We start from the raw sequence: 20,789 nt of genomic DNA, 5'->3' as shown, positions 1-20,789 counted from the left end.
CCTCGCTCATGGCTTGGCCGTGGTTACGCGGCTGCCGTCGCCGATCTGGTCGCCGGGCGACAGCACCACCACGTCGCCGGGCTTGACGCCCTGCACGGCCACCAGTTCGCCCAGCTTGTCGCCGGCCTTGACCGTCATCTCGTGCGCCTTGCCGTCCCTGACCACGTAGACCACCTGGCGGCCGTCGCGCGTGGCGATTGCGGCCGGCTGCACCGCGACCACCGGCTGGCGGTCCTGCGCGGTAGCCGCGCGCGACAGGAAGGCGATCTTGGCGCTCATGTCGGGCAGCACGCGCGCATCGCGGTCGACAAAGCGCACCTTGACCAGCACCGTGGCCTTGGAGCGGTCCACCGTCGGCACGATGCGCGCGACCTGCCCGGCCAGGCGCAGGCCGGGCAGGGCGTCGAGCAGCAGCTCGCAGGGCTGGTCGACGCGGATCCGGGCGATATTGGATTCGGCGACGTCGGCTTCGACTTCCAGCGTCTCCATGTCGGCGATGGTGACGATCGCACCCTTGGTGTCGGCCGCGGCGGAGAAGGGCGTGATGTTGTCGCCCACGTTGGCATGCTTGACCAGCACCACGCCGTCGAACGGCGCGCGCACCACGGTCTGCTCGACCGCCACCTCGGCCGCGCGCGCATTGGCCTGCGCCGACACCACCGACGCGCGCGAACTGTTCACCGACGCCCGCGCCTTGTCGAAGCGCGCCACGTCGGCATCGTACTGCGTGCGCGAGATCGCGTTCGGCACGATCAGGATCCTGGAGCGGCGCAGGTTCACCTCCGCGTCCTTCAGCTCGGCCTGCTGCAGCGCCAGGTTGGCCTGCGCCACCTGCACCTGCGCCTGGGCCTGCGCGAACGACGCGGCCACGTCCTTGCTTTCCAGCCGCGCGATCACTTCGTCCTTCTTCACGCGCGAGCCTTCGAGCACGCCCAGCCATTCCAGCCGGCCCTGCGCCTTCGACGCGACCGCCGCCTTGCGCTGCGGCACGACATAGCCGGTGGCGTTCAGCAGCGTGAAGTTCTGCGTGGGGTAGGCGGAGGTAACGGTGGCGGTCTGCACCGGCCGCGGGCCGGCCAGCCGGATGGCAATGCCGGCCAGCGCCAGCAGCACCACCGCGACGACCGCGTAGCGCAACCACCGGCGCCGCGGGCGGATATGGACGCCGGCCGTGGCGGCTTGTCGGTCGATCTTTAGCCTGGACAGGTCGTGGTCAGCCACTGCGCGCTTCCTCTCGCTGGAATGGGCGGGGCTGTCAGTATAGCGGTGATAAGGTGGGAATTCGTGACCTGCGCGGCTGCCAACGACCGCTGGTTTGCTCCCTTTCCCGCTTGCGGGAAAGGAGGAGCAAACCAGCTAATGCTCGCCTTCCACCGCCAGCTTCAGCTTGCCCAGCGCAAACTCCCATTGCCGCCCGATGGCTTCCAGCGACCGGCGCGCGGCATCGAGCTGGCCGGGCTCGAACTGCCACCGGCGCTCGCGACCGGCGCGGCTGTCGTGCACCAGCCCGGCCTGCGCCAGCACCTGCAGGTGCTTGGTCACCGCCTGCCGCGTCATCGCGCTGCCCGCGGTCAGCTGCGCGATCGACATCGCGCCGCCGGCGCACAGCGCCGCCACCAGCCGCAGCCGGGTTTCGTCGCCGAGCGCGGCAAACACCGCGGCGGACTGCCGCAGTTCCGGCGCGTCCGCCAGCGCCTCAGGCGGTGCCGGCAACATGCTCGCGGATATTCTTGACCTGCTCATCCCAGCCGCCGCTGTTGATGCGGAACGCTTCCTGGCGGCGTTCGGGCGGGATCCGGTCAAAGCCGGACTCGACCACGGTCAGCATGGTCCCGCCTTCCACCTCGCGCAGCGTGAATTCCACCAGCGTGGCCGGCTCGGCCGAGTAATCGCGCCCGCGCTCCAGCGGCGCCGGATGCCAGCGCCACGACAGCAGCCGTTCCGGCTCCATGCGTTCGACGTGGACGTCGAACTTCAGGTATTCGTAACCCGGATAGGTGATGCTGCCCACCACGCGCTGGCCGGGAGCAAAGGTCGCGCCGTCGAAGCGCACGCCGAACCAGCTGCCGAAGGTATCGGCATCGGTCAGCGCGTGCCAGACGCGCGCAACCGGGGCTTCAATCAGGATGCTGCGTTCGATGCGGTCGGTGTCGGAAGGCATGGGCGGTCTCCTGGTTCAGGTGTCAACATGCAACGCGATGGTTGCATCGTAGGAGCTCCGCCCGTGAAATGCAACCAAAAGGTTGCAGTTCTGCCATTCCCTCACAGATCCAGCACCAGTCGCTGCCCCCTGCAGCGCGACACACACAGCATCATGGTCTTCTGCGCCGCCTTCTCGGCGTCGGACAGGTACTGGTCGCGATGATCTGCCTCGCCCTCGAGGATGGCGGTCTCGCACGAGCCGCAGATGCCCTCGCGGCACATGCAGTCCACCTTGATCCCGGCCTTTTCGATCGCGCGCAGCAGCGATTCGTCGGCGCCTACCTGCAGCGTCATGCCGCTCTTTTGCAGCACGGCCTCGAAGGCGCCGCCGGTGGCGTCGACTTCGTTGCGGAACTGCTCGAAGTGGATGCGCGCGGCGTCCCAGCCGGCGGCGCGCGCGGCGCTGACCACGGCATCGTTGAGCGGGGCCGGGCCGCATACGTAGACGTGGGTGCCCGCAGGCTGTGCGGCGATCAGCGCGGCGATGTCGAGCAGTGTGCCGTTGTCGCTCTCATACAGGTGCAGCTGGGCGGGCTGCAGCGTGGCCGGCAGCACGTCGAGGAAGGCGGCGGACTGGATATTGCGGAAGCAGTAATGCAGCTCGAAGGCGGCGCTGCGCGCGGCCAGCGCCTGGATATGTGTCATGAACGGCGTGATGCCGATGCCGCCGGCGATCAGCAGGTGGCGGCCGGCGCCGTGGTCCAGGCTGAACAGGTTGCCGGGCGCGCCGATATGCAGTTCGTCGCCTTCGCGCACCTGTTCGTGCATGAAACGCGAGCCGCCGCGCGAGGCTTCTTCCAGCCGCACGGCGATCTGGTAGTGGCGGGGCTCGTCCAGCGTGCTGGTCAGCGAGTAGGCGTTGCGCAGGCGGCCGCCGTCCATGTGGACGACGACATGGCTGCCGCTGTCGAAGGCGGGCAGCGCGGCGCCGTCGCAGGGTTGCAGGGTGAAGCGCTTGATGCCGGCGGCCAGCGGCTCGACGCGGCCGACGCGTACGCGGAGCGTGTCAGTCATGGCGGTACCTCGGAATTCAGGGATTGCTAGAGACGCGAGAAATGCGGGAGGGAAGGCGGACCGGCGTCGCGCCGGCCCGCCCGGGCCATCAGGTAATGACCGTCAGCCTGGCGGCAATCCACACCACCAGGGCGCCGACGACCAGCGCCACATAGGGCAGCACGCCGGCGCGCGCGTTGGGCAGTTCCATGTCGCGGCGCATCGACTCGGGGAAGCGGCCCTTGTCCTGGATGTAGTGGCGGTAGATGAACACCGGCACGATCAGCAGCGCGGCGATCAGGCCGTTGCGCAGCGTGTGTTCGCCCTGGAAGTTGGCGCCGGCGCCGACGAAGGCCAGGTCGAAGAAGCCCAGGAACGCGCCCAGCGCCAGCAGCCAGTTCTTGCACTTGTACGGCCGTGGCCAGTCCGGGCGATCCATGCGGTGGATCCACCCGGACTGCAGGTTCAGGAACACGAAGATCATGTAGCAGACGTTGCTGATCGACAGCACTGCCATGTAGTTCGACATCAGCAGCAGGAACAGGTTGAACAGCAGGTCCGTCCACATCGCGCGCGTGGGCGAGCCGTGCTCGTTCACATGCGACAGGTAGCGCGGCAGCCAGCCGTCGACCGAGGCCTGGTACAGCGTGCGCGACGAACCCATCATCGAGGTCATCACGATCAGCAGGATCGCCAGCACCAGCATCACCACGATCACGTTGAACACCACGGCGCCGCCGCCGACGAACCTGGCCATTGCCGCGCCCACGCCGGAGCCGTCGATGATCTCCGGCGCCAGCATGCCCTGCAGCCCGAGCGAGCCCTGGAAGGCGATCGGCACCGCGATGAACATGAACAGGCACAGCACGCCGGACCAGAAGATCGCCTTGAAGGTGTCCTTCTGCGGGTCCTTGAACTCGCGGGTGTAGCACACCGCGGTCTCGAAGCCGAAGGTCGACCAGCACGCCAGGAACATCGCGCCCATCGCCGTGCTGATGCCCGCGGCGTTCCAGCCGCCCAGCACCGCGGCGCCGGAGGCGTCATGCGTCAGCGGCAGCAGCGGGAAGAAGCTGGTCGAAGGCATGTCGCCGGTGAACAGCGGCACCAGCGCGATCACCACCAGCGGCGTCAGCGAGGCGATGCCGAGGATGCGCTGCGTGGTCGCGGCCGCGGAGGCGCCGCTGTGCTGCAGCTTGAAGGTGATCAGCAGGAACGCGGTGGCGAGCAGGAAGGTGGAATTCACCCGCAGCGTCAGTCCCTTGCTGACGAAGCCAAGGTCCACCAGCGTCAGCTGCCAGGTGTTGATGACGGAATCGGCCGGGAACAGCGCGCTCAGCATATAGCCGGCCGCCAGGCTGGTGCCGAGCGCGAGCATCGGCGACCACGCCACCCAGTTGCACCAGACCGAGACCGGTGCGACGAACTTGCTGTAGCGGACCCAGCCCATCGCGCCGTACACCGACGCGCCGCCCGACTTGTGCGGGTACAGGCCCGAGATCTCTGCGTAGACGAAGCACTGGGCAAAGCCCACCAGGATGGCGAGGACCCAGATCACCCAGGCCGGGTTGCCGATGGTGGCGGACACGCCGCCGATGGTGAAGAGCACGCCCGCGGGCACGCCGCTGGTAACCCAGAAGGCGTCCTTCCAGGTCAGGGTGCGCTGCAGCTCATGCGATGGGGTTTGTTGCTGGGTTTGCTGCTGCGGTTGCTGCGCGGGGGCGAGCGGCGCCTGCGCGCCGAGCGACAGCACGTCTTTCTGTGAATACACGATGTCTCCTTGCTTCCCGGTTGCCGTGTTGCCGGAGCGGGGCTCCGTCACGGTCTGCCGTCTGCGGTCTGGTGGGTACGTTGCGGTACTGCCTGCCGGGGTTACGACGGTCGGGAAGGTGTGGGGAGGATTTTGGGGGCCTTGGTCATGGTTGTCTCCTGTTGTCATCCCGGGGTTGCCAGACACCCGTTTCGCAAGGTGCGCGGCGTTCCGGTTCCTTTGATTAACTATAAGTGAAATAGATAACCCACGGTGTTTCGGTGAGTATAGGAACGGCGAGGAGCCAAGGCAACGGGAGTTTTGTATCGCCCTTGCCAGCGTCCCGGCCGCCACCTGGCTATTGCTGCACGGGCTGGCCGGGGCGCGGCGCGCCCAGGGTTTCCACCACGGCCCGCCCGCTGTGGCCCCTCCGACGGTTGCGCCACCAGCCCAGCAACGTCAGCGCCAGCCAGAAGCACTGGGTCAGGAACGACGCCAGGTTGAACGCGCCCGCCAGCGAGATCAGGATGCAGCTCGGCCCGATCACGTTGAGGACGACGGCCAGCCGGCCGGTCGGGGATTTGTGCAGGACCTGCACGGCAAAATGCGCGGCAACGTAGGCGGCAACGCCGACAAGTCCGGTTGCGTCGGTAAGACCCAGGGAGGCCATGGTGGTGTGCTTCGTAAGGCAGTGGTACAGCGGTTGATGAAGGCCGTCAGAACGTCCTGGTCAGCGAGACCAGGAACGTGCTTTTCAGCGGATTGGAAACGGACGGGTTGCCGGAGGAATCCAGCGCGCCGGTGGTGTACCTGTCGTAGACGTCGGTGCGCCCCCAGCCGCGCGTGTAGGCGCCGGTCACGGTCCAGCCGCCCTCGAAGGCCTTGGACAGCGCCACGCGCACGTCGCGGAAGTTGTAGGCGGCAAAGTTGCGCACGCGCTCCTGGCCGTAGTGCAGCAGCAGCGTGATGCCGTGGCCCAGGTCGAAGGTGCCGTTGATGTCCAGGTAGCCGGAGCCGCGGCTGTGCAGGTCGTTGCCGGACAGCAGCGAGGCGCTGTTGTAGCCGAAGTAGTCGGGGGTATACGTCAGCCAGTACTTGACGTTGAACCACTTCCACGTCAGCGACGCGACTGCCTCGCCGTAGTTGTATTTGGTCTGCGCGTATTGCAGCTTCGCGCCCGGGTAGAGGTAGTAATAAACCTGCCCGGCGTAGACGAAGTCGCCGACGCTGCCGGTATAGCCGGCGTACAGGTCCCATTCGACCGTGCCGCCCTCGATGAACTTGTCGCTGATGCTCGACATCCAGGTGCCGGCGGAAAAGCCGCTCGGGTGGCTGTAGTCGATGCCGCCCTGCACCGCGGGCTTGCCCCAGGTCTGGCGAAAGCCGCGCGACACGTACTGGGACGTCAGCGTCATGTTGGCGCTCCAGGTCGAAGTTGCCGCGGTGGTCTGCGCAGGCGGAACGGTAGCGGTGACCTGCGGCACCGGCGCGACCGCCAGCGTGGTGTCGCCGTCGGCCTGCGCCAGCGCCGGCAGCGCCTGGCACAACAGCAGGGGCAGGGCGCAGGACAGCGATGGTCTGGCGGCAAAGGATTTGCGCAGCATGGTTGTGTCTCCTCCGTGCAGCCGGTCTGGATTTATGTGTTGGGTTGCCGGCTTTGGTGGTGGTGGAGGCGCGACGCGTCCGACCGGGCGCACGCTGCCCGCCGGGACGCTGGTCCCGGCAGCACAGGTGCCGCAGTCAGGTTTTCGGGCAGTAGGCCCGCGCGCCGCGCCGCTGGGGTCAGGCAGGCATCGGCAGGGGCATGCGCGCGGCAGGCGGTTGCGCGCGCTCCGCCACCGTCTGCATGCGCGCGGGCGCGGCCTTGTAGTAAGGCGCCGTCGAACGCTGCAGTGGCGCGCGGCCACGGATCACGTCGGCGAGCTTCTCGGCCATCATGATGGTGGGCGCGTTCAGGTTGCCGGTGACGATCTTCGGCATGATCGACGCATCGACCACGCGCAGGCCCGACAGCCCGTGCACGCGGCCCTGGTGGTCGACCACCGCCATCGGGTCGGAGGCGTCGCCCATCTTGCAGGTGCAGGACGGGTGCAGCGCGGTCTCGGCATGCTCGCGCACGAAGGCGTCGATCTCGGCATCGCTCTGCACCATCATGCCGGGCTTGATCTCGCGGCCGCGGAACTGGTCCATCGCCTGCTGGCCGATGATCTCGCGCGTCAGCCGCACCGCGGCGCGGAACTCGCGCCAGTCGACGTCGTGCGCCATGTAGTTGAACAGCAAGCGCGGCTTGACGCGCGGATCGCGGCTGGCCAGCTTGACGAAGCCGGTGCTGGGCGAGCGCATCGAGCCCACGTGGCACTGGAAGCCGTGCGACTTCACCGGGTTGCTGCCGTCGTAGTTCATCGCCAGCGGGATGAAGTGGTACTGCAGGTTGGGCCAGGCAAACTCGTCGCTGCTGCGGATAAAGCCGCCCGCCTCGAAGTGGTTGGAGGCCGCCGTGCCGGTGCCGCGCAGGTACCACTCGATGCCGATCGCCGGCTTGTTCCACCACTGCAGCGCCGGGTACAGCGAGACCGGCCTGGTGCATTCGTACTGCAGGTACATCTCGAGATGGTCCTGCAGGTTCTCGCCCACGCCTTTCAGGTCGGCTACCGTGTCGATGCCGAAGGCGCGCAGTTCGTCGGCATTGCCCACCCCTGAGCGCAGCAACAGCTGCGGCGACGCGATCGCGCCGTTGCTGACGATCACCTCGCGGCGCGCGCGCGCTTCGCGCACGTGGTCGCCCTGCAGGTACGACACGCCGATGGCGCGCTGGCCGGCGAACAGGATGCGGTCGGCCAGCGCACGCGTATGCACGGTCAGGTTGGGACGTTCGCGGGCCTGGTCGAGGTAGGCCAGCGACGTGCTGCAGCGGCGCCCGCCCGCGGTGGTGGTGCGGTCCATCGGCCCGAAGCCTTCCTGCCGGAAGCCGTTGAGGTCATCGGTGCGGCCGTAGCCGGCCTGCTCGCCGGCCTTGATAAAGGCGTCGAACAGCGGGCTGATGCCGGCCTTGGGCGTGGTCACGTGCAGCGGGCCGTTGCCGCCGTGGTAGACGTTGGCGCCCTTGTCGTAGGTCTCGGCCTTGCGGAAGTAGGGCAGGCAGTCGGCGTAGCTCCAGTTCTCCAGCGACCGGGTTTCCGCCCAGCCGTCGTAGTCCATCGCATTGCCGCGGATATAGCACATGCCGTTGATCAGCGACGACCCGCCCAGGCCCTTGCCGCGCCCCTGCGTCATGCGCCGGTTGTTCATGTGCGGCTCGGGCTCGGTGACATAGGCCCAGTTGTAGGTGGTGCCCTGCAGCGGATACGCCAGCGCCGCCGGCATCTGCGTGCGCCAGTCCAGGCGCCAGTCCGGGCCGCCTGCCTCCAGCAGCAGCACCGAAACACCGGCGTCCTCGCTCAGCCGCGCCGCCAGCACGCAGCCCGCCGAGCCGGCGCCGACGATGATGTAGTCGTACTCATGGATTGCCTGCATGGTGCAATCTCCTTGTTTGCGTGACGCCGTGCGTGGCAGCCCATGGGGGCGGCGCCGCCGCGCACGCGATTGCGAAGTCGGCTGCGCTCAGGCGCCGAACCAGCCCATCGCCTTCGGGGCGAGGTTGATATAGCTGTGCTTGAGCTCGGTGTACTCGTCCAGGCCGATGCGGGCCAGCTCGCGGCCGATGCCGCTCGCCTTGTAGCCGCCCCACGGCGCTTCCGGGAAGTACGGGTGGTAGTCGTTGACCCATACCGTGCCGAAGCGCAGCGCGCGCGACATGCGGTTGGCCTTGTCCAGGTCGCGGGTCCAGACCGCGGCGGCCAGCCCATACGGCGTGTCGTTGGCGGCACGCAGCGCTTCTTCCTCGGAGCGGAAGCGCTCGGCGGTGATTACCGGCCCGAATATCTCCTCCTTCGCAATCTTCATCCCAGCCGTCACGTCGGCCAGCAGCGTCGGTTCCAGCCAGTAGCCCTGCTTGTACACGTCGCCGGCCGGCCGCTTGCCGCCGTGGACCAGGCGCGCGCCCTCGGCGATGCCGGCCTGCACCATGCCGAGGATCTTCTCGTGCTGTTGCGCCGACTGCACCGGGCCCATCTGGGTTTCGCCATGGAAGCCGTTGCCGATCACGATGCGCGGCAGGCGCTCGGCCAGCCGGCCGATGAATGCATCATAGATGCTGTCCTCGACCATCAGCCGCGAACCGGCGGAGCAGACCTGGCCGGCGTGGAAGAACGCGGCGTTGAGCGCGTAGTCGACCGCGGCATCGAGGTCGGCATCGGCAAAGACGATATTCGGGTTCTTGCCGCCCAGCTCCAGGCCGATGCGCTTGAAGTTGCCGGTGGCGGCCTTCATGATGCTTTCGCCGGCAAAGGCGCCGCCGGTGAAGGAGACCAGGTCCACGTCGAGGCTTTCGGCGAGTTCCGCGCCCACTTCGGCGCCCCCGGTCACCAGGTTGAACACGCCCGGCGGCAGGTCCAGCTCGGCGATCAGCTGCGTGAAGTGGTGCGTGGTCAGCGGCGTCAGGTTGCTGGGCTTGATCACCACGGTGTTGCCGGCGCCCAGCGCGGGCGCGATCTTCCATGCGGCCTGCAGCAGCGGGTAGTTCCACGGCGTGATCAGGCCGCACACGCCGACCGGCTCGCGCAGCGTGCGGCTGATCACGTGGTGCGGCGCTTCGTTGACGGCGCCCGATTCCGATGCCACCAGTCCGGCAAAGTAGCGGAAGGTGGCGGCGATATCGCCCATGTCGGTGCGGCTCTCGGTCAGGGTCTTGCCGGTGTTGAGCGATTCGAGATGGGCGAGCTTTTCGGCATCGCGGTCGATCAGATCGGCAATCTTGTTCAGCAGTTTGGCGCGGTCACGGATCGTGGTCTGGCGCCACGGGCCGTCAAAGGCCTTGCGCGCGGCCGCGATCGCCAGGCGCGCGTCGGCGCGGGTGGCTTCGGCGGCCTGGGCGATCACCGATTCGTCGGCCGGGCAGACGATGGCGCGCGTGCCTCGGTCGATGGGCGACTGCCACTGGCCGTCGATGTAGAGCTGGGTCTGGATCATTGCTGCGGTTCCTCGTTGTCTTGTTGTTTCAGGCGGCCAGGGCGTCGAGCACCATCTGCTGGAAGTGCTGCACGCCGTGCTCGCCGATGGCGGAGGTCTTGTCGTCGGTGACTAGCAGCGGGCCCTGCCCGTTGCGGTAGCCGCGCGACTTCAGGCCGCGCTGCACGGATTCGACGATGCTCAGGTCTTCGGGCTTGAGCACGTTCTTGTAGTACTCGATCAGCTGTTCCTGCTCGGCCGTGGGCGTGCCGTCGCGGAAGTAGAACTCGAAGTGCTGGATGGTGGTGTCGGCGTCCACCGGGAACATGTAGAACACGCCGTAGTTGCCGTCGCCCGGCAGCACGTTCAGCGTGACGTTGGGCCACAGCCAGTACGCGGCGAAGTCGGTGTTGGGGGCGTCGCTGTCATAGGTAAAGGCATCGCTGCCCGAGCGGGTCTGGCCGACCTGGCTGGTGTAGAGGCCGCGCACTTCGTGCTTGTAGGTCTCCATCCTGATCGACTCCACCAGCGCCGGGTGCGCGGTCTGGCAGTGCAGGCATTCCAGGTAGTTGTCGACCACCACCTTCCAGTTGGCCTTCATCTCGTAGCTGAGCTTGTGCGCCGGCACCAGCTGGTCGACGTCCGGGCAGCGCGCGCGGATCTCGTCGTTCAGCCCGGTGGCCAGTTCGGCCAGCGGCTTCGCGTCCATGTCCAGGTTGACGAACACCAGGCCGCAGAACTCTTCCACGCGCACCGGCGTCAGGCCGGCGTTGTCCTTGCAGAAGCCCGGCACGTTTTCGGCGTTGCGCACATGGATCAGCTTGCCGTCCAGGCCGAACGACCAGGCGTGGTACGGGCAGGTGATCACGTTTTTCGCCTTGCCGGCGCCGTCGGCGAACAGTTCGTGCGCGCGGTGCGGGCAGACGTTGTAGAACGCGCGCAGCACGCCGTCGCGGCCGCGCACCACGAAGATGTTCTCGCCTGCCACCTGGGCGGTGGCGTACTGGTTGTTCTCGGCCACCTGGCTCTTGTGCATCACGCACACCCAGCTGCGCGCGAAGATGGTCTTCTTCTCATGCTCGAAGACTTCCTGCGAGGTGTAGTAGTGGGCCGGCAGCGTGTAGGCGAGCGACGGCGTGGTGCAGACGGGTGCGGCGGTCTCTTGCATTGGGGTGTCTCCTCGTTAGTCTTGGTGCTTTATCGATTTACCAATAGTAAATTAAATCACCATTGGTGATGTGAGAAGAAGTCTAGTGAGGCGAGCCGGGTTGTTGCAATTCAAAAAAGCGATGAAATCCCTCCTGCGAATTGAGGTTGGCTATTGATTCGCGCGAAATCCGGGGATGGTGTAAGGTTCGAGTTACTCAATTCACCATCGGTTGAAAAAAAGCGGAGGAGCGCCCATGACCGAAGACACTTTTGCCACGCGCCTGAAGGGGGTGCTGGAAGGCAAAAGGATCATGCTCAAGCAGGTGGCCGAGGCCCTGTCGGTATCGCCGTCGGCCGTGCACAAGTGGACGCGCGGCGGCGAGATCGAATACGAGCGCCTGCTGGCGCTGGCCCGCTTCCTGGGCGTCAACTGGCTGTGGCTGCGCTACGGCGAGCAGGCCATCGCCGACCTCGAGGCCAGCACCGCGTCCGACCCGCATATCAAGGAGCTGCGGCAGAAGCATCTCGCCGAGATCATGGAGAGCGAGGCGCGGATGAAGTTTGCGCAGGAGGTCTCGGGCATCGTCACCTGGGAATGGAATGTGCTGACCGATGGCCTGACCTATTCGTCCAACGACGTCTCGCTGTTCGGCCGCCATATCCGCAACATGGACGACTTCTGGGCCTGCGTGCATCCCGGCGACGTGGCGCGGCTGAAGGAGGTGCTGGCGCGCACGCTGGGCGCGCAGGAGATGCACGAGTGGGAATTCCGCGTGGTGCATCAGGACAACACGCGCTGGATCTCGTCCCGGGCCACGCTGGTGCGCGATTTCGACCAGCGCCCGGTCAAGATGATCGGCGTCAGCCTCGACATCACCGAGCGCCGCCGCGCCGAGGCCGCGCTGCGCCAGAGCGAGGCGCTGCTGGCCAAGGCGCAACAGATCGCCCACCTGGGCGGCTGGTACTGGAACATCCAGACCGACGACTGCGCCTGGACCGACGAGGCCTACCGCATCTTCGGCTGGGCCCCGCAAGCGTTCAAGGTGACCATGGAGCGCTACCTGGCGTCGATCGTCGAGGCCGACCGCCCGCGCGTGCAGGCCGCGATCCGCGCCGCCATCGTCGACATGGCGCCGTATCGCGTCGACTACCGCATCCAGCTGCCGGACGGCAGCCATCGCGACATCCATGAGGAAGGCGAGGTCACGCTGGACGAGCACGGCAACGCGCTGACAATGGTGGGGGCGTCGCAGGACGTTACGCCCGGATAGGGCTGGTAGCGCAGGCTGGCCGGGCAGCGGCCGGGTCATTGAAGGGCGGCGTTGCCGCCCTTTTTTCGTTGGAGCGGGACGTTGCCGTCACGTGGCTACGTCGAAATATCGTTTGTTTCAGTGTAAACCATGCTGGAACGTTTGTTTCACTGCCGATTATGATGGCATCTCCTGGCGCCGGCACCCGCGCGCCTGTCCACGGAGGAGAAAACCATCATGTCCCTGGCCAAGCCAGCCATGCCCCAGGCGCCCGCCCACGCCGGCGCGCTGCCGGATGCCGCCGATACCGCGTTCGCCAAGGTCACGCGCCGCATCGTGCCGTTTATCGTGCTGTGCTACTTCTTCAGCTATCTCGACCGGGTCAACGTCGGTTTCGCCAAGCTGCAGATGCAGCAGGCGCTCGGGCTCAGCGACGTGGTCTACGGCTTCGGCGCCGGCATCTTCTTCTGGGCCTACATGCTGTGCCAGGTGCCGTGCAGCCTGCTGATCTACCGCTTCGGCATGCGCCGCTGCATGGCGGCCATCATGATCCTGTGGGGGCTGGTCTCGGCCGCCACCATGTTCGTGACCACGCCGGTGGAGTTCTACGCCGCGCGCTTCCTGCTGGGCGTGACCGAGGCCGGCTTCTTCCCGGCCGCGGTGATGTACCTGAACAAGTGGTACCCGGCCGACCGCCAGTCGCGCATCATGTCGATCCTGTTCCTGGCGATGCCGCTGGGCATGGTGCTGGGCGGGCCGATATCCGGCGCGCTGATGTCGGCCACGCACGACCTGCACGGGCTCGACGGCTGGCAATGGATGTTCCTGATCGAGGCGCTGCCGGCCATCCTGCTGGGCCTGCTGCTGTTGCGCATGCTGCCGGAAGCGCCGGAGAGCGCGCCCTGGCTGACGCCGGCCGAAGCCGCCACCATCACCCGCACGCTCGGCACCGAGAACGCGAAGAAGAACACGCGCTTCAGCGCCGCGCTGAAGTCGCCGATCCTGTGGGTACTGATGGCGATCTGCCTGCTCTTCAATATCGGCAACTACGGGCTGGTGTTCTGGCTGCCCACCATCATCCAGTCGACCGGGATGTCGTCGCCGCTGGAGATCGCCATGCTGACCGCGATTCCGTATGCCGTGGCGTGCGTGGCGATGAACCTCAATGCCGCGCACGCCGAGCGCACCGGCGAGCGCCGCCTGCACGCCGCGCTGCCGCTGCTGGTGGCAGCGGTGGGGATGTGGGCCAGCACGCTGTTCCCGCACAACACGGTGCTGGCGATGGTGTTCCTGACCATCGGCATTTCGGGTCTGATGTCCACGCTGTCGATGTTCTGGGGCCTGCCGGGCCGCGTGCTGGCCGGCACCGCCGCGGCTGGCGGCATCGCCATGATCAACAGCGCAGCCAGCCTGGCCGGCCTGATCGGTCCGGTGCTGATGGGCGGCATCAAGCAGAGCACCGGCAGCATCTCGCTGGGCGTGCTGGCGCTGGCCGGGCTGATGCTTGCCGCGGCGGTGCTGCTGCTGGCGATCCCGCGCCAGCTGATGCAATCGCGGAGCTGAACCATGGTGCAAGGTCATGGCGATGATCCGGCCCGCCTGGTAGCGCAAGCCGCGGCACCTCTGCAATTACCGGTTGCGCCGCACGATTGCGAGCAGGCCGCCGCGCTGCTGGCTGGCATGGCGGCGATGGTGGCGCGCTTGCGGCAGACGCTGGCGCAGGAGGAGGCGCAGCATGACCGCTGACACCTTGACCGCTGCCGCCATGGCGGCGCAAGTGCGCAGCGGCGCGCGCACCGCCGTCGAACTGGTGCGCGACGCCTTGCGGCGCGCCGAAGCGGCGGCGCCGCTCAATGCCTGCTCGGCGCTGCTGGCGCACCGCGCGCTGGCGCAGGCGGCGGCGCTGGACCGCCGGCGCGCCCACGGCCTGCCGCTGCCAGCGCTGGCCGGCGTGCCGTTCGTGGTGAAGAACCTGCTGGACGTGCGCGGCCACGCCACCCTGGCCGGTGCCGCGCCACGCGCGCAGCAGCCGCCGGCCAAGCGCGAAGCGGATGCGGTCGAGGCGCTGGTGGCCGCGGGCGCGGTGCCGGTCGCGCTGGCGGCCATGGACGAATACGCGTGCGGCGCCACCGGCGAGAACGTGATCGGCGGCCCCGTGCGCAACCCGCTCGACCGGTCGCGCATCACCGGCGGTTCGTCGGCGGGCACGGCGGCGCTGGTGGCGGCCGGGGTGGTGCCGTTCGGGCTGGGCTCGGACACCAATGGCTCGATCCGTGCACCGGCCGCGTTCTGCGGCATCTGGGGGCTGCGCCCGACTACTGGCCGGCTATCGCTGCGGGGATGCGTGCCGTATGCGCAAAGCCTGGATACGGTCGGGCCAATGGCGGGTAGTGCCGGCGATCTTGCGCTGGCCTACGCGGCGATGCTCGGCATGGATGCGCCAGTCAATGCGCAAGATCGCGGCGTCGCGACACTGCGCGTGGGCGTGCTCGGCCGAGGCTTTGCCGATTTTGCCGAGCCCGCGGTGCAGGCGGCCGTGCTGCGCGCGGCATCGGCCTTCGGCACGGTGCGCACCATCGACCTGCCCGACGCGGATGCCGCGCGCGATGCGGCATCGGTGATCTCCGCCTATGAAGTCGGACGCAACCACGAGGCCATGGATTTCTCCGCGCGCCATGGCGGCTACAGCGCCTTCGTGCGCCAGCGCATCCTGGCCGGGCTGGCCATGCCGCGGGACTGGTATGACGTCGCGTGCCAGTACCAGTCGGCGTGGCGGCAGCGGCTGCTGGCGCTGTTCGATGAGGTCGACTTGCTGCTGGCGCCTTCGACTCCCTATGCCGCAACGCCGATCGGCGCCGAGACCGTCGAAGGTGCCGGCCGCGTCTACCGGCCGCGCGCCGATGCCGGCCACATGACGCGGCCGTTGTCGCTGGCGGGCCTGCCGGTGGTGGCCGCGCCTTGCGTGGGCGAAGGCTTGCCGGTGGGCATCCAGATCGTGGCACCGCCGTGGCGGGAAAACCTGGCGCTGGCGGCAGGGCGTTTTCTCGAGGCACAACGCCTGTGCAGCCGCGCATTGCCATGATCCACGTAACGATTGTTTCATTGAAAAGAACTGGCGTAGAGAAAGCGTTTTGGTTGTGAGTGCGCTCCAAACTGTTTCGTTTTTCCGATGATGGAAACATTTGTTGTATGGGCTGTGGATGTGCCCCTATACTGCAAACGCCTGACCGGGCCAGCTACTGAACGGGATATCGAGATGCAAAAGCAAAGGCAGCAACAAAAACGGCGGTCGCTGGCCACCCTGTTGTGGCTCGGCGCCACCGTCCTGGCTGGGCCGGCGGTGGCGGACAGCTATCCGTCGCGTCCGATCCGCCTGGTGGTGCCGTCGGCGGCCGGCGGCAGCCCTGACGTGCTGATGCGCACGCTGGGCGCGGAAGCCGCCAGGTCGCTGGGCCAGTCCTTCGTGATCGACAACAAGCCCGGCGCTTCGGGCGTGATCGGCATCTCGGAGCTGGAGCGCGCCGCGCCCGACGGCTACACGCTCGGCTACGCCAACAACGTCACGCTGTCGATCAACAAGAGCACCTTCCGCAAGCTGCCGTACCGGCCCGATGCCTTCGTGCCGGTGGTGCTGCTGTTCAAGGTGCCGAACGTGATCGCGGTCCGGCCGGACATGCCGGTGAAGACCTTTGCCGAGCTGGTGGCCCATATCAAGGCCAACCCGGACAAGATCACCTACGCCTCGCCCGGGCAAGGCACCTCCGGCCACCTCACCGGGCAGCTGCTGGCCGACAAGGCGGGCCTCGCATGGACCCATGTCGGCTACAAGGGCAGTCCGCAGGCTGCAACCGATGTGGTGGGCGGCCAGGTCAACGTGCTGATCGACAACATGCCCACCATCCTGCCGCTGATCAAGGCCGGCAAGCTCAAGCCGCTTGCCGTGACCAGCCTGGCACGCTCGCCGCTGCTGCCGGCGCTGCCGACCATCGCGGAATCCGGCGTGTCTGGCTTCGAGGGCGTCGCGTGGGGCGGCCTGGTAGCGCCGCAGGGCACCCCCGCCGACGTGGTGGCCAGGCTCAACGGCGCCTTCAACCGCGCGCTGGCGGAGCCGGCCATCCGCGAGAAATTCGCCGCGCTGGGCGCCGAGCCGGTCGGCGGCACGCCGCAGGCGCTGGCCGGCTATGCCGCGCGGGAAACCGACAAATGGGCGGCCGTGGTCAGGCAGGCCGGCATCGCGCCGCAGTAAGGCCCGCCGACAAGACAAGGACTGACAATGGCAACGCAATCCCCGGCGCCCCGACGCGCCGACCTGCTCTTTCGCAACGCCACGGTGGTGGACGGCACCGGCGCAGCCCGCCGCAGCGCCGATGTCGCGGTCACGGGTGACCGCATCGTTGCTGTAGGCGACTGCGCCGGCATCGCCGCGGACCACACCGTGGACTGCAGCGGCCGCGTGCTGGCGCCGGGCTTTATCGACGCGCATACGCATGACGATGGCTACCTGCTGGTGCACCGGGACATGACGCCCAAGGTGTCGCAGGGCATCACCACGGTGGTGACCGGCAACTGCGGCATCAGCGTGGCGCCGCTGCTCAGCGGCGCGCCGCCGCAGCCGCTGGACCTGCTGGGCCCGGCCGCGCTGTTCCGCTTCGATACTTTCGCGCAGTGGCTCGACGCGCTGCGCGCGGCCCCCGCCAATGTCAACGTGGTGCCACTGCTGGGGCATTCCACGCTGCGCGTGCGCGCAATGCCGGAACTGGACCGTCCCGCCAATGATGCGGAGATCGCCGCGATGCGCGCGGAGGTCAGGCTGGCGATGGAGGCGGGTGCCTTCGGGGTGTCGACCGGCACCTTCTATCCGCCGGCAGCCGCCGCCACTGAAGCGGAAATCATCGCCGTATGCGACCCGGTCCGGACCCATGGCGGACTCTACTCCACCCATCTGCGCGACGAGACCGATGCCATCGTGCCGTCGATCGAGGAGGCACTGCGCATCGGCCGCGCGCTGGACTGCCCGGTGGTGTTCTCGCACCACAAGGTGGCGGGCAAGCGCAACCATGGCCGCTCGGCCGAAACGCTGGGCCTGCTGGCCGAGGCCGCGCGCCTGCAGCCGTTGTGCCTGGACTGCCATCCGTATCCCGCCACCTCGACCATGCTGCGGCTGGACCGCGTGCGCCAGTCCACGCGCACGCTGATCACGTGGTCCACCGGCTATCCGGCGGCGGGTGGCCGCGATTTCCATGAACTCATGCAGGAACTCGGGCTGGATGAGGAAGCGCTGCTTGCCAGGCTGCGTCCCGCGGCGGCGATCTACTTCATCATGGACGAGCGCGACGTCGCGCGCATCGCGCAGTTCCCGCTGACCATGTTCGGCTCCGACGGCCTGCCGTTCGACCCACGCCCGCATCCTCGCCAGTGGGGCACGTTCCCACGCATCCTCGCGCGCATGGTGCGCGAAGAGCAGCTGCTGACGCTCGAGGCCGCGATCCACAAGATGTCCGGGCTGGCCGCGCAGCAATACGGCCTGCAAGACCGCGGCCGGATCGCGCCGGGCGCGTTCGCCGACCTGGTGCTGTTCGATGCGCAGCGCGTGCAGGACCGCGCCACCTTTGAAGACCCGCTGCAGCTCAGCACCGGCATCGACGGCGTCTGGGTCAACGGCGCGCAAGTCTGGCAACCATCCGCGCAGGCCGGGGACGCCGCCGGCAGCGCGCTGCCCGCATTTTCCGGCCGCGTGCTGCGCCGCGTTGCCACCGACCACACTGTCACTACCACACCATCATGACCCACGTATTCCATCGCAATCCACGCCAGCAGCTGCCCGTTGCCGTGGCCGGGCAGGGCATCGAACTGATCGACAGCACCGGCCGGCGCTACCTGGACGCCTCCGGCGGCGCCGCCGTGTCGTGCCTCGGGCACGGCCATCCGCGCGTGATCGAGGCGATCAAGGCGCAGCTCGACACCATCGCCTATGCGCACACTTCGTTCTTCACCACCGAGGTGTCGGAGACGCTGGCCCAGACCCTGGCGCAGGCCGCGCCGGGCGATCTCGATCATGTCTATTTCGTCTCGGGTGGCTCCGAGGCGGTGGAATCGGCGCTGAAGCTGGCGCGCCAGTACTTTGTCGAGGTGGGGCAGCCCGCGCGCCGCCACTTCATCGCGCGCCGCCAGAGCTATCACGGCAATACGCTCGGCGCGCTCGCGATCGGCGGCAATGCCTGGCGGCGCGAGCCGTTCCTGCCGCTGCTGGTGCCGGCGCACCACGTGTCGCCTTGCTATGCCTACCGCGACCGGCAGGCGGGCGAGACCGATGCGCAATACGCGCAGCGCCTTGCCGACGAACTGGAGGCGAAGATCGTGGACCTCGGTCCCGAAAGCGTCGCTGCGTTCGTCGCCGAAACCGTGGTGGGCGCCACCGCCGGCGCGGTGCCGCCGGTGGGCGACTACCTGAAGCGCATCCGCGCCGTGTGCGACAAGTACGGCGTGCTGCTGATCCTCGATGAAGTGATGTCAGGCATGGGCCGCACTGGCTACCTGTTCGCGTGCGAAGAGGACGGCGTGGTGCCTGATATCGTCACCATCGCCAAGGGCCTGGGCGCCGGCTACCAGCCCATCGGCGCGATGCTGTCGACGCGCCGGATCTATGACGCCATCGTCGGCGGCAGCGGCTTCTTCCAGCACGGCCACACTTATATCGGGCATGCCACGGCTTGCGCCGCGGCCCTGGCTGTACAGCGCACCATCGCCGAAGACAAGCTGCTGGCCAACGTGCTGGCCCGCGGCGAGCAACTGCGCACCCGGCTGCGCGAGGCGCTGGGCGACCACCCCAACCTGGGCGATGTGCGCGGGCGCGGCCTGTTCGTCGGCGTGGAATTCGTCGCGGATCGCGACAGCAAGGCCACGCTCGATCCCGCGCTGAAGACGCACGCGCGGCTGAAGTCCGCGGCGATGCAGAACGGGCTGCTGGTTTATCCGATGGGCGGCACGGTGGATGGTGTGCATGGCGACCACGTGCTGTTCGCACCGCCATTTATTTGCACGCCGCGGGATATCGACAATATCGTCGACCGCTTTGTGGCGGCGGTGGAGGCGGTGCTACCAGTGAGCGTTACGGCTTGATTCACTGAAAGGCACCAGCTTGCTGGTGGTTTGCTCCCCTCTCCCGCAAGCGGGAGAGGGGAGCAAACAATCCGTCGTGATACGCAGAAAATTCGTCACCCCTCTTCGACGGATCATGCAGTAAGCGTAGAAATTTCCGCATCGCGCAATCCAGATGGCTCGATATAAGCGAAGCATCATCACCACTTCGCTTAGCCATCATGATGAAAGGCATTATCTGCCGCGGGGACAAAACCGATCACGGCGGCACCGTGATCGAGGGCTTTGCCAACCAGAGTGCCCACGGCCGGCCATGGGCCGGTCTCGGGCACCTGGTGGTCTGTCCGCGATGCAAGGGCACGTTCCCGATCATCGAAGGCCACGCGCAGGTGACAGTGGACGGCACGCCCGTTGCAATGCACGGCATGCGCACGGCTTGCGGCGCGGTATTGCTAGCATCCTCGGCGCTGACCGTTGCAGAGCATCCCCTGCCGGGCGCGCCGCTCACCGCGTACATGACGCATTCGGCGGCGTCCGCGACCACGCTGACCAGCGAGGCCCATAACGATCTCTTCGTGCTGCGCGACCGAGCGACGGGCGAGCCGATGCCGCATGTGGACTATGCCATTCGACGCGCCAGTGGCGAGATCGAGTATGGCCGCACCAACGCGCATGGCCAGACACATATGCTGAGCACCGTTGTGCAAGCGGAGGGGGTAGAAGTCTATGCCGAGGGGCTGCGCTGATGGCGACCGTTCAGCACCCCAACGGCAAGACGCTTACGCTCGTCGCGCAGCGCCGTACCACGCCGCTGCCGGCGGATGCACCGAAGGCGGTGTATCTCGAGCGTGAATTCATCGAGGTACTCGTGTTCGATAGTGTCCTGCGCGACCCGGCTGCCGTCATGGGGCACGCGGCGATCGAAGTGCGTGGCTTCACCTACAACCGTCAGCTGAACGGGTATTACCGCGAGCCGTCCTTGTTGTACCTGTATGAGCAGGTAGGGACGCGCGACATTATCGGCTTGCGCCTTTGGGTGACGCCAATGGAAGCGGACCGGCTGCAAACCGAACTTGAGCGACGCGTAAAGGAAGGCAAGAGGTATAGCCTGCTTTCCAACTCATGTTCGACGAACACAGCCCAAGCTCTGGAGCATATCGGCATCCTGGCACATGATCCTCGCAACTTGCAGACTCCCGTGACGCCCGCCGAGCTATTGTCGGTAGTCAGCAAATCCAATCGCCTCGTAGAAACGCGGAAGTACCCAAAGGGATGGAAGCATGGCGAATCAGCGAACTGGTAAG

Annotated in this window: 19 protein-coding genes; 9 read left to right on the top strand and 10 right to left on the bottom strand. The window is 67.4% G+C overall.

What is annotated here, in order from left to right:
• Positions 1–6: 6 nt before the first annotated feature.
• The 10 genes from MKD38_RS04560 to MKD38_RS04515 form a co-directional block, all read right to left on the bottom strand.
• On the bottom strand, positions 7–1,221 hold the full coding sequence (locus tag MKD38_RS04560; RefSeq protein WP_252674862.1) for an efflux RND transporter periplasmic adaptor subunit: 1,215 nt from the start codon (positions 1,219–1,221) through the stop codon (positions 7–9).
• Between the two features lie 135 nt (positions 1,222–1,356).
• Complete coding sequence (locus MKD38_RS04555) at positions 1,357–1,716, bottom strand: ArsR/SmtB family transcription factor (protein WP_252674861.1); 360 nt, start codon at positions 1,714–1,716, stop codon at positions 1,357–1,359.
• Positions 1,697–2,161, bottom strand: coding sequence for an SRPBCC family protein (locus MKD38_RS04550; RefSeq protein ID WP_252674860.1), 465 nt, complete (start codon positions 2,159–2,161; stop codon positions 1,697–1,699). The genes MKD38_RS04555 and MKD38_RS04550 overlap by 20 nt, the downstream gene beginning before the upstream one ends.
• Positions 2,162–2,262: 101 nt before the next feature.
• A complete protein-coding gene (locus MKD38_RS04545) occupies positions 2,263–3,216 on the bottom strand; it encodes a PDR/VanB family oxidoreductase (protein ID WP_252674859.1) in 954 nt (317 codons plus the stop codon).
• Between the two features lie 88 nt (positions 3,217–3,304).
• On the bottom strand, positions 3,305–4,963 hold the full coding sequence (locus MKD38_RS04540) for a trimethylamine N-oxide permease (protein WP_371925629.1): 1,659 nt from the start codon (positions 4,961–4,963) through the stop codon (positions 3,305–3,307).
• A gap of 337 nt (positions 4,964–5,300) precedes the next feature.
• Complete coding sequence (locus MKD38_RS04535; protein WP_252674858.1) at positions 5,301–5,612, bottom strand: CBU_0592 family membrane protein; 312 nt, start codon at positions 5,610–5,612, stop codon at positions 5,301–5,303.
• Between the two features lie 46 nt (positions 5,613–5,658).
• Entirely contained in the window at positions 5,659–6,546 is an 888-nt protein-coding gene (locus tag MKD38_RS04530; protein WP_252674857.1) for a TorF family putative porin, read from the bottom strand.
• A gap of 178 nt (positions 6,547–6,724) precedes the next feature.
• Positions 6,725–8,455 (bottom strand): choline dehydrogenase, encoded by a 1,731-nt coding sequence (gene betA / locus MKD38_RS04525; RefSeq protein WP_252674856.1) that lies wholly within the window; start codon positions 8,453–8,455, stop codon positions 6,725–6,727.
• A gap of 87 nt (positions 8,456–8,542) precedes the next feature.
• Entirely contained in the window at positions 8,543–10,009 is a 1,467-nt protein-coding gene (locus tag MKD38_RS04520; RefSeq protein WP_252674855.1) for an aldehyde dehydrogenase family protein, read from the bottom strand.
• Between the two features lie 28 nt (positions 10,010–10,037).
• Positions 10,038–11,156, bottom strand: coding sequence for an aromatic ring-hydroxylating oxygenase subunit alpha (locus MKD38_RS04515; protein WP_252674854.1), 1,119 nt, complete (start codon positions 11,154–11,156; stop codon positions 10,038–10,040).
• Between the two features lie 235 nt (positions 11,157–11,391).
• On the opposite strand from MKD38_RS04515, the gene MKD38_RS04510 reads away from it, so the two are divergent.
• The 9 genes from MKD38_RS04510 (at position 11,392) to MKD38_RS04470 (ending at position 20,788) form a co-directional block, all read left to right on the top strand.
• Positions 11,392–12,408, top strand: coding sequence for a PAS domain-containing protein (locus tag MKD38_RS04510; RefSeq protein ID WP_252674853.1), 1,017 nt, complete (start codon positions 11,392–11,394; stop codon positions 12,406–12,408).
• Between the two features lie 216 nt (positions 12,409–12,624).
• Entirely contained in the window at positions 12,625–13,950 is a 1,326-nt protein-coding gene (locus MKD38_RS04505; protein ID WP_252674852.1) for an MFS transporter, read from the top strand.
• 3 nt (positions 13,951–13,953) lie between these two features.
• Complete coding sequence (locus MKD38_RS04500) at positions 13,954–14,133, top strand: hypothetical protein (RefSeq protein ID WP_252674851.1); 180 nt, start codon at positions 13,954–13,956, stop codon at positions 14,131–14,133.
• Complete coding sequence (locus MKD38_RS04495; RefSeq protein ID WP_252674850.1) at positions 14,123–15,469, top strand: AtzE family amidohydrolase; 1,347 nt, start codon at positions 14,123–14,125, stop codon at positions 15,467–15,469. The genes MKD38_RS04500 and MKD38_RS04495 overlap by 11 nt, the downstream gene beginning before the upstream one ends.
• 174 nt (positions 15,470–15,643) lie before the next feature.
• Complete coding sequence (locus tag MKD38_RS04490; protein ID WP_252674849.1) at positions 15,644–16,633, top strand: Bug family tripartite tricarboxylate transporter substrate binding protein; 990 nt, start codon at positions 15,644–15,646, stop codon at positions 16,631–16,633.
• A gap of 27 nt (positions 16,634–16,660) precedes the next feature.
• Positions 16,661–18,172, top strand: a complete 1,512-nt coding sequence (locus MKD38_RS04485; RefSeq protein WP_252674848.1) for an N-acyl-D-amino-acid deacylase family protein — start codon at positions 16,661–16,663, stop codon at positions 18,170–18,172.
• Positions 18,169–19,506, top strand: coding sequence for an aspartate aminotransferase family protein (locus tag MKD38_RS04480; RefSeq protein ID WP_252674847.1), 1,338 nt, complete (start codon positions 18,169–18,171; stop codon positions 19,504–19,506). The genes MKD38_RS04485 and MKD38_RS04480 overlap by 4 nt, the downstream gene beginning before the upstream one ends.
• Before the next feature lie 200 nt (positions 19,507–19,706).
• Positions 19,707–20,231 (top strand): PAAR domain-containing protein, encoded by a 525-nt coding sequence (locus tag MKD38_RS04475; RefSeq protein WP_252674846.1) that lies wholly within the window; start codon positions 19,707–19,709, stop codon positions 20,229–20,231.
• Positions 20,231–20,788, top strand: coding sequence for a DUF4105 domain-containing protein (locus tag MKD38_RS04470; protein ID WP_252674845.1), 558 nt, complete (start codon positions 20,231–20,233; stop codon positions 20,786–20,788). Before MKD38_RS04475 ends, MKD38_RS04470 begins: the two co-directional genes overlap by 1 nt.
• Position 20,789 lies beyond the last annotated feature (1 nt).

Source organism: Cupriavidus sp. WGlv3, from assembly GCF_023952475.1.
Classification (GTDB): Bacteria; Pseudomonadota; Gammaproteobacteria; order Burkholderiales; family Burkholderiaceae; genus Cupriavidus; species Cupriavidus phytorum.
This window is presented reverse-complemented; position numbering and strand designations above follow the sequence as displayed.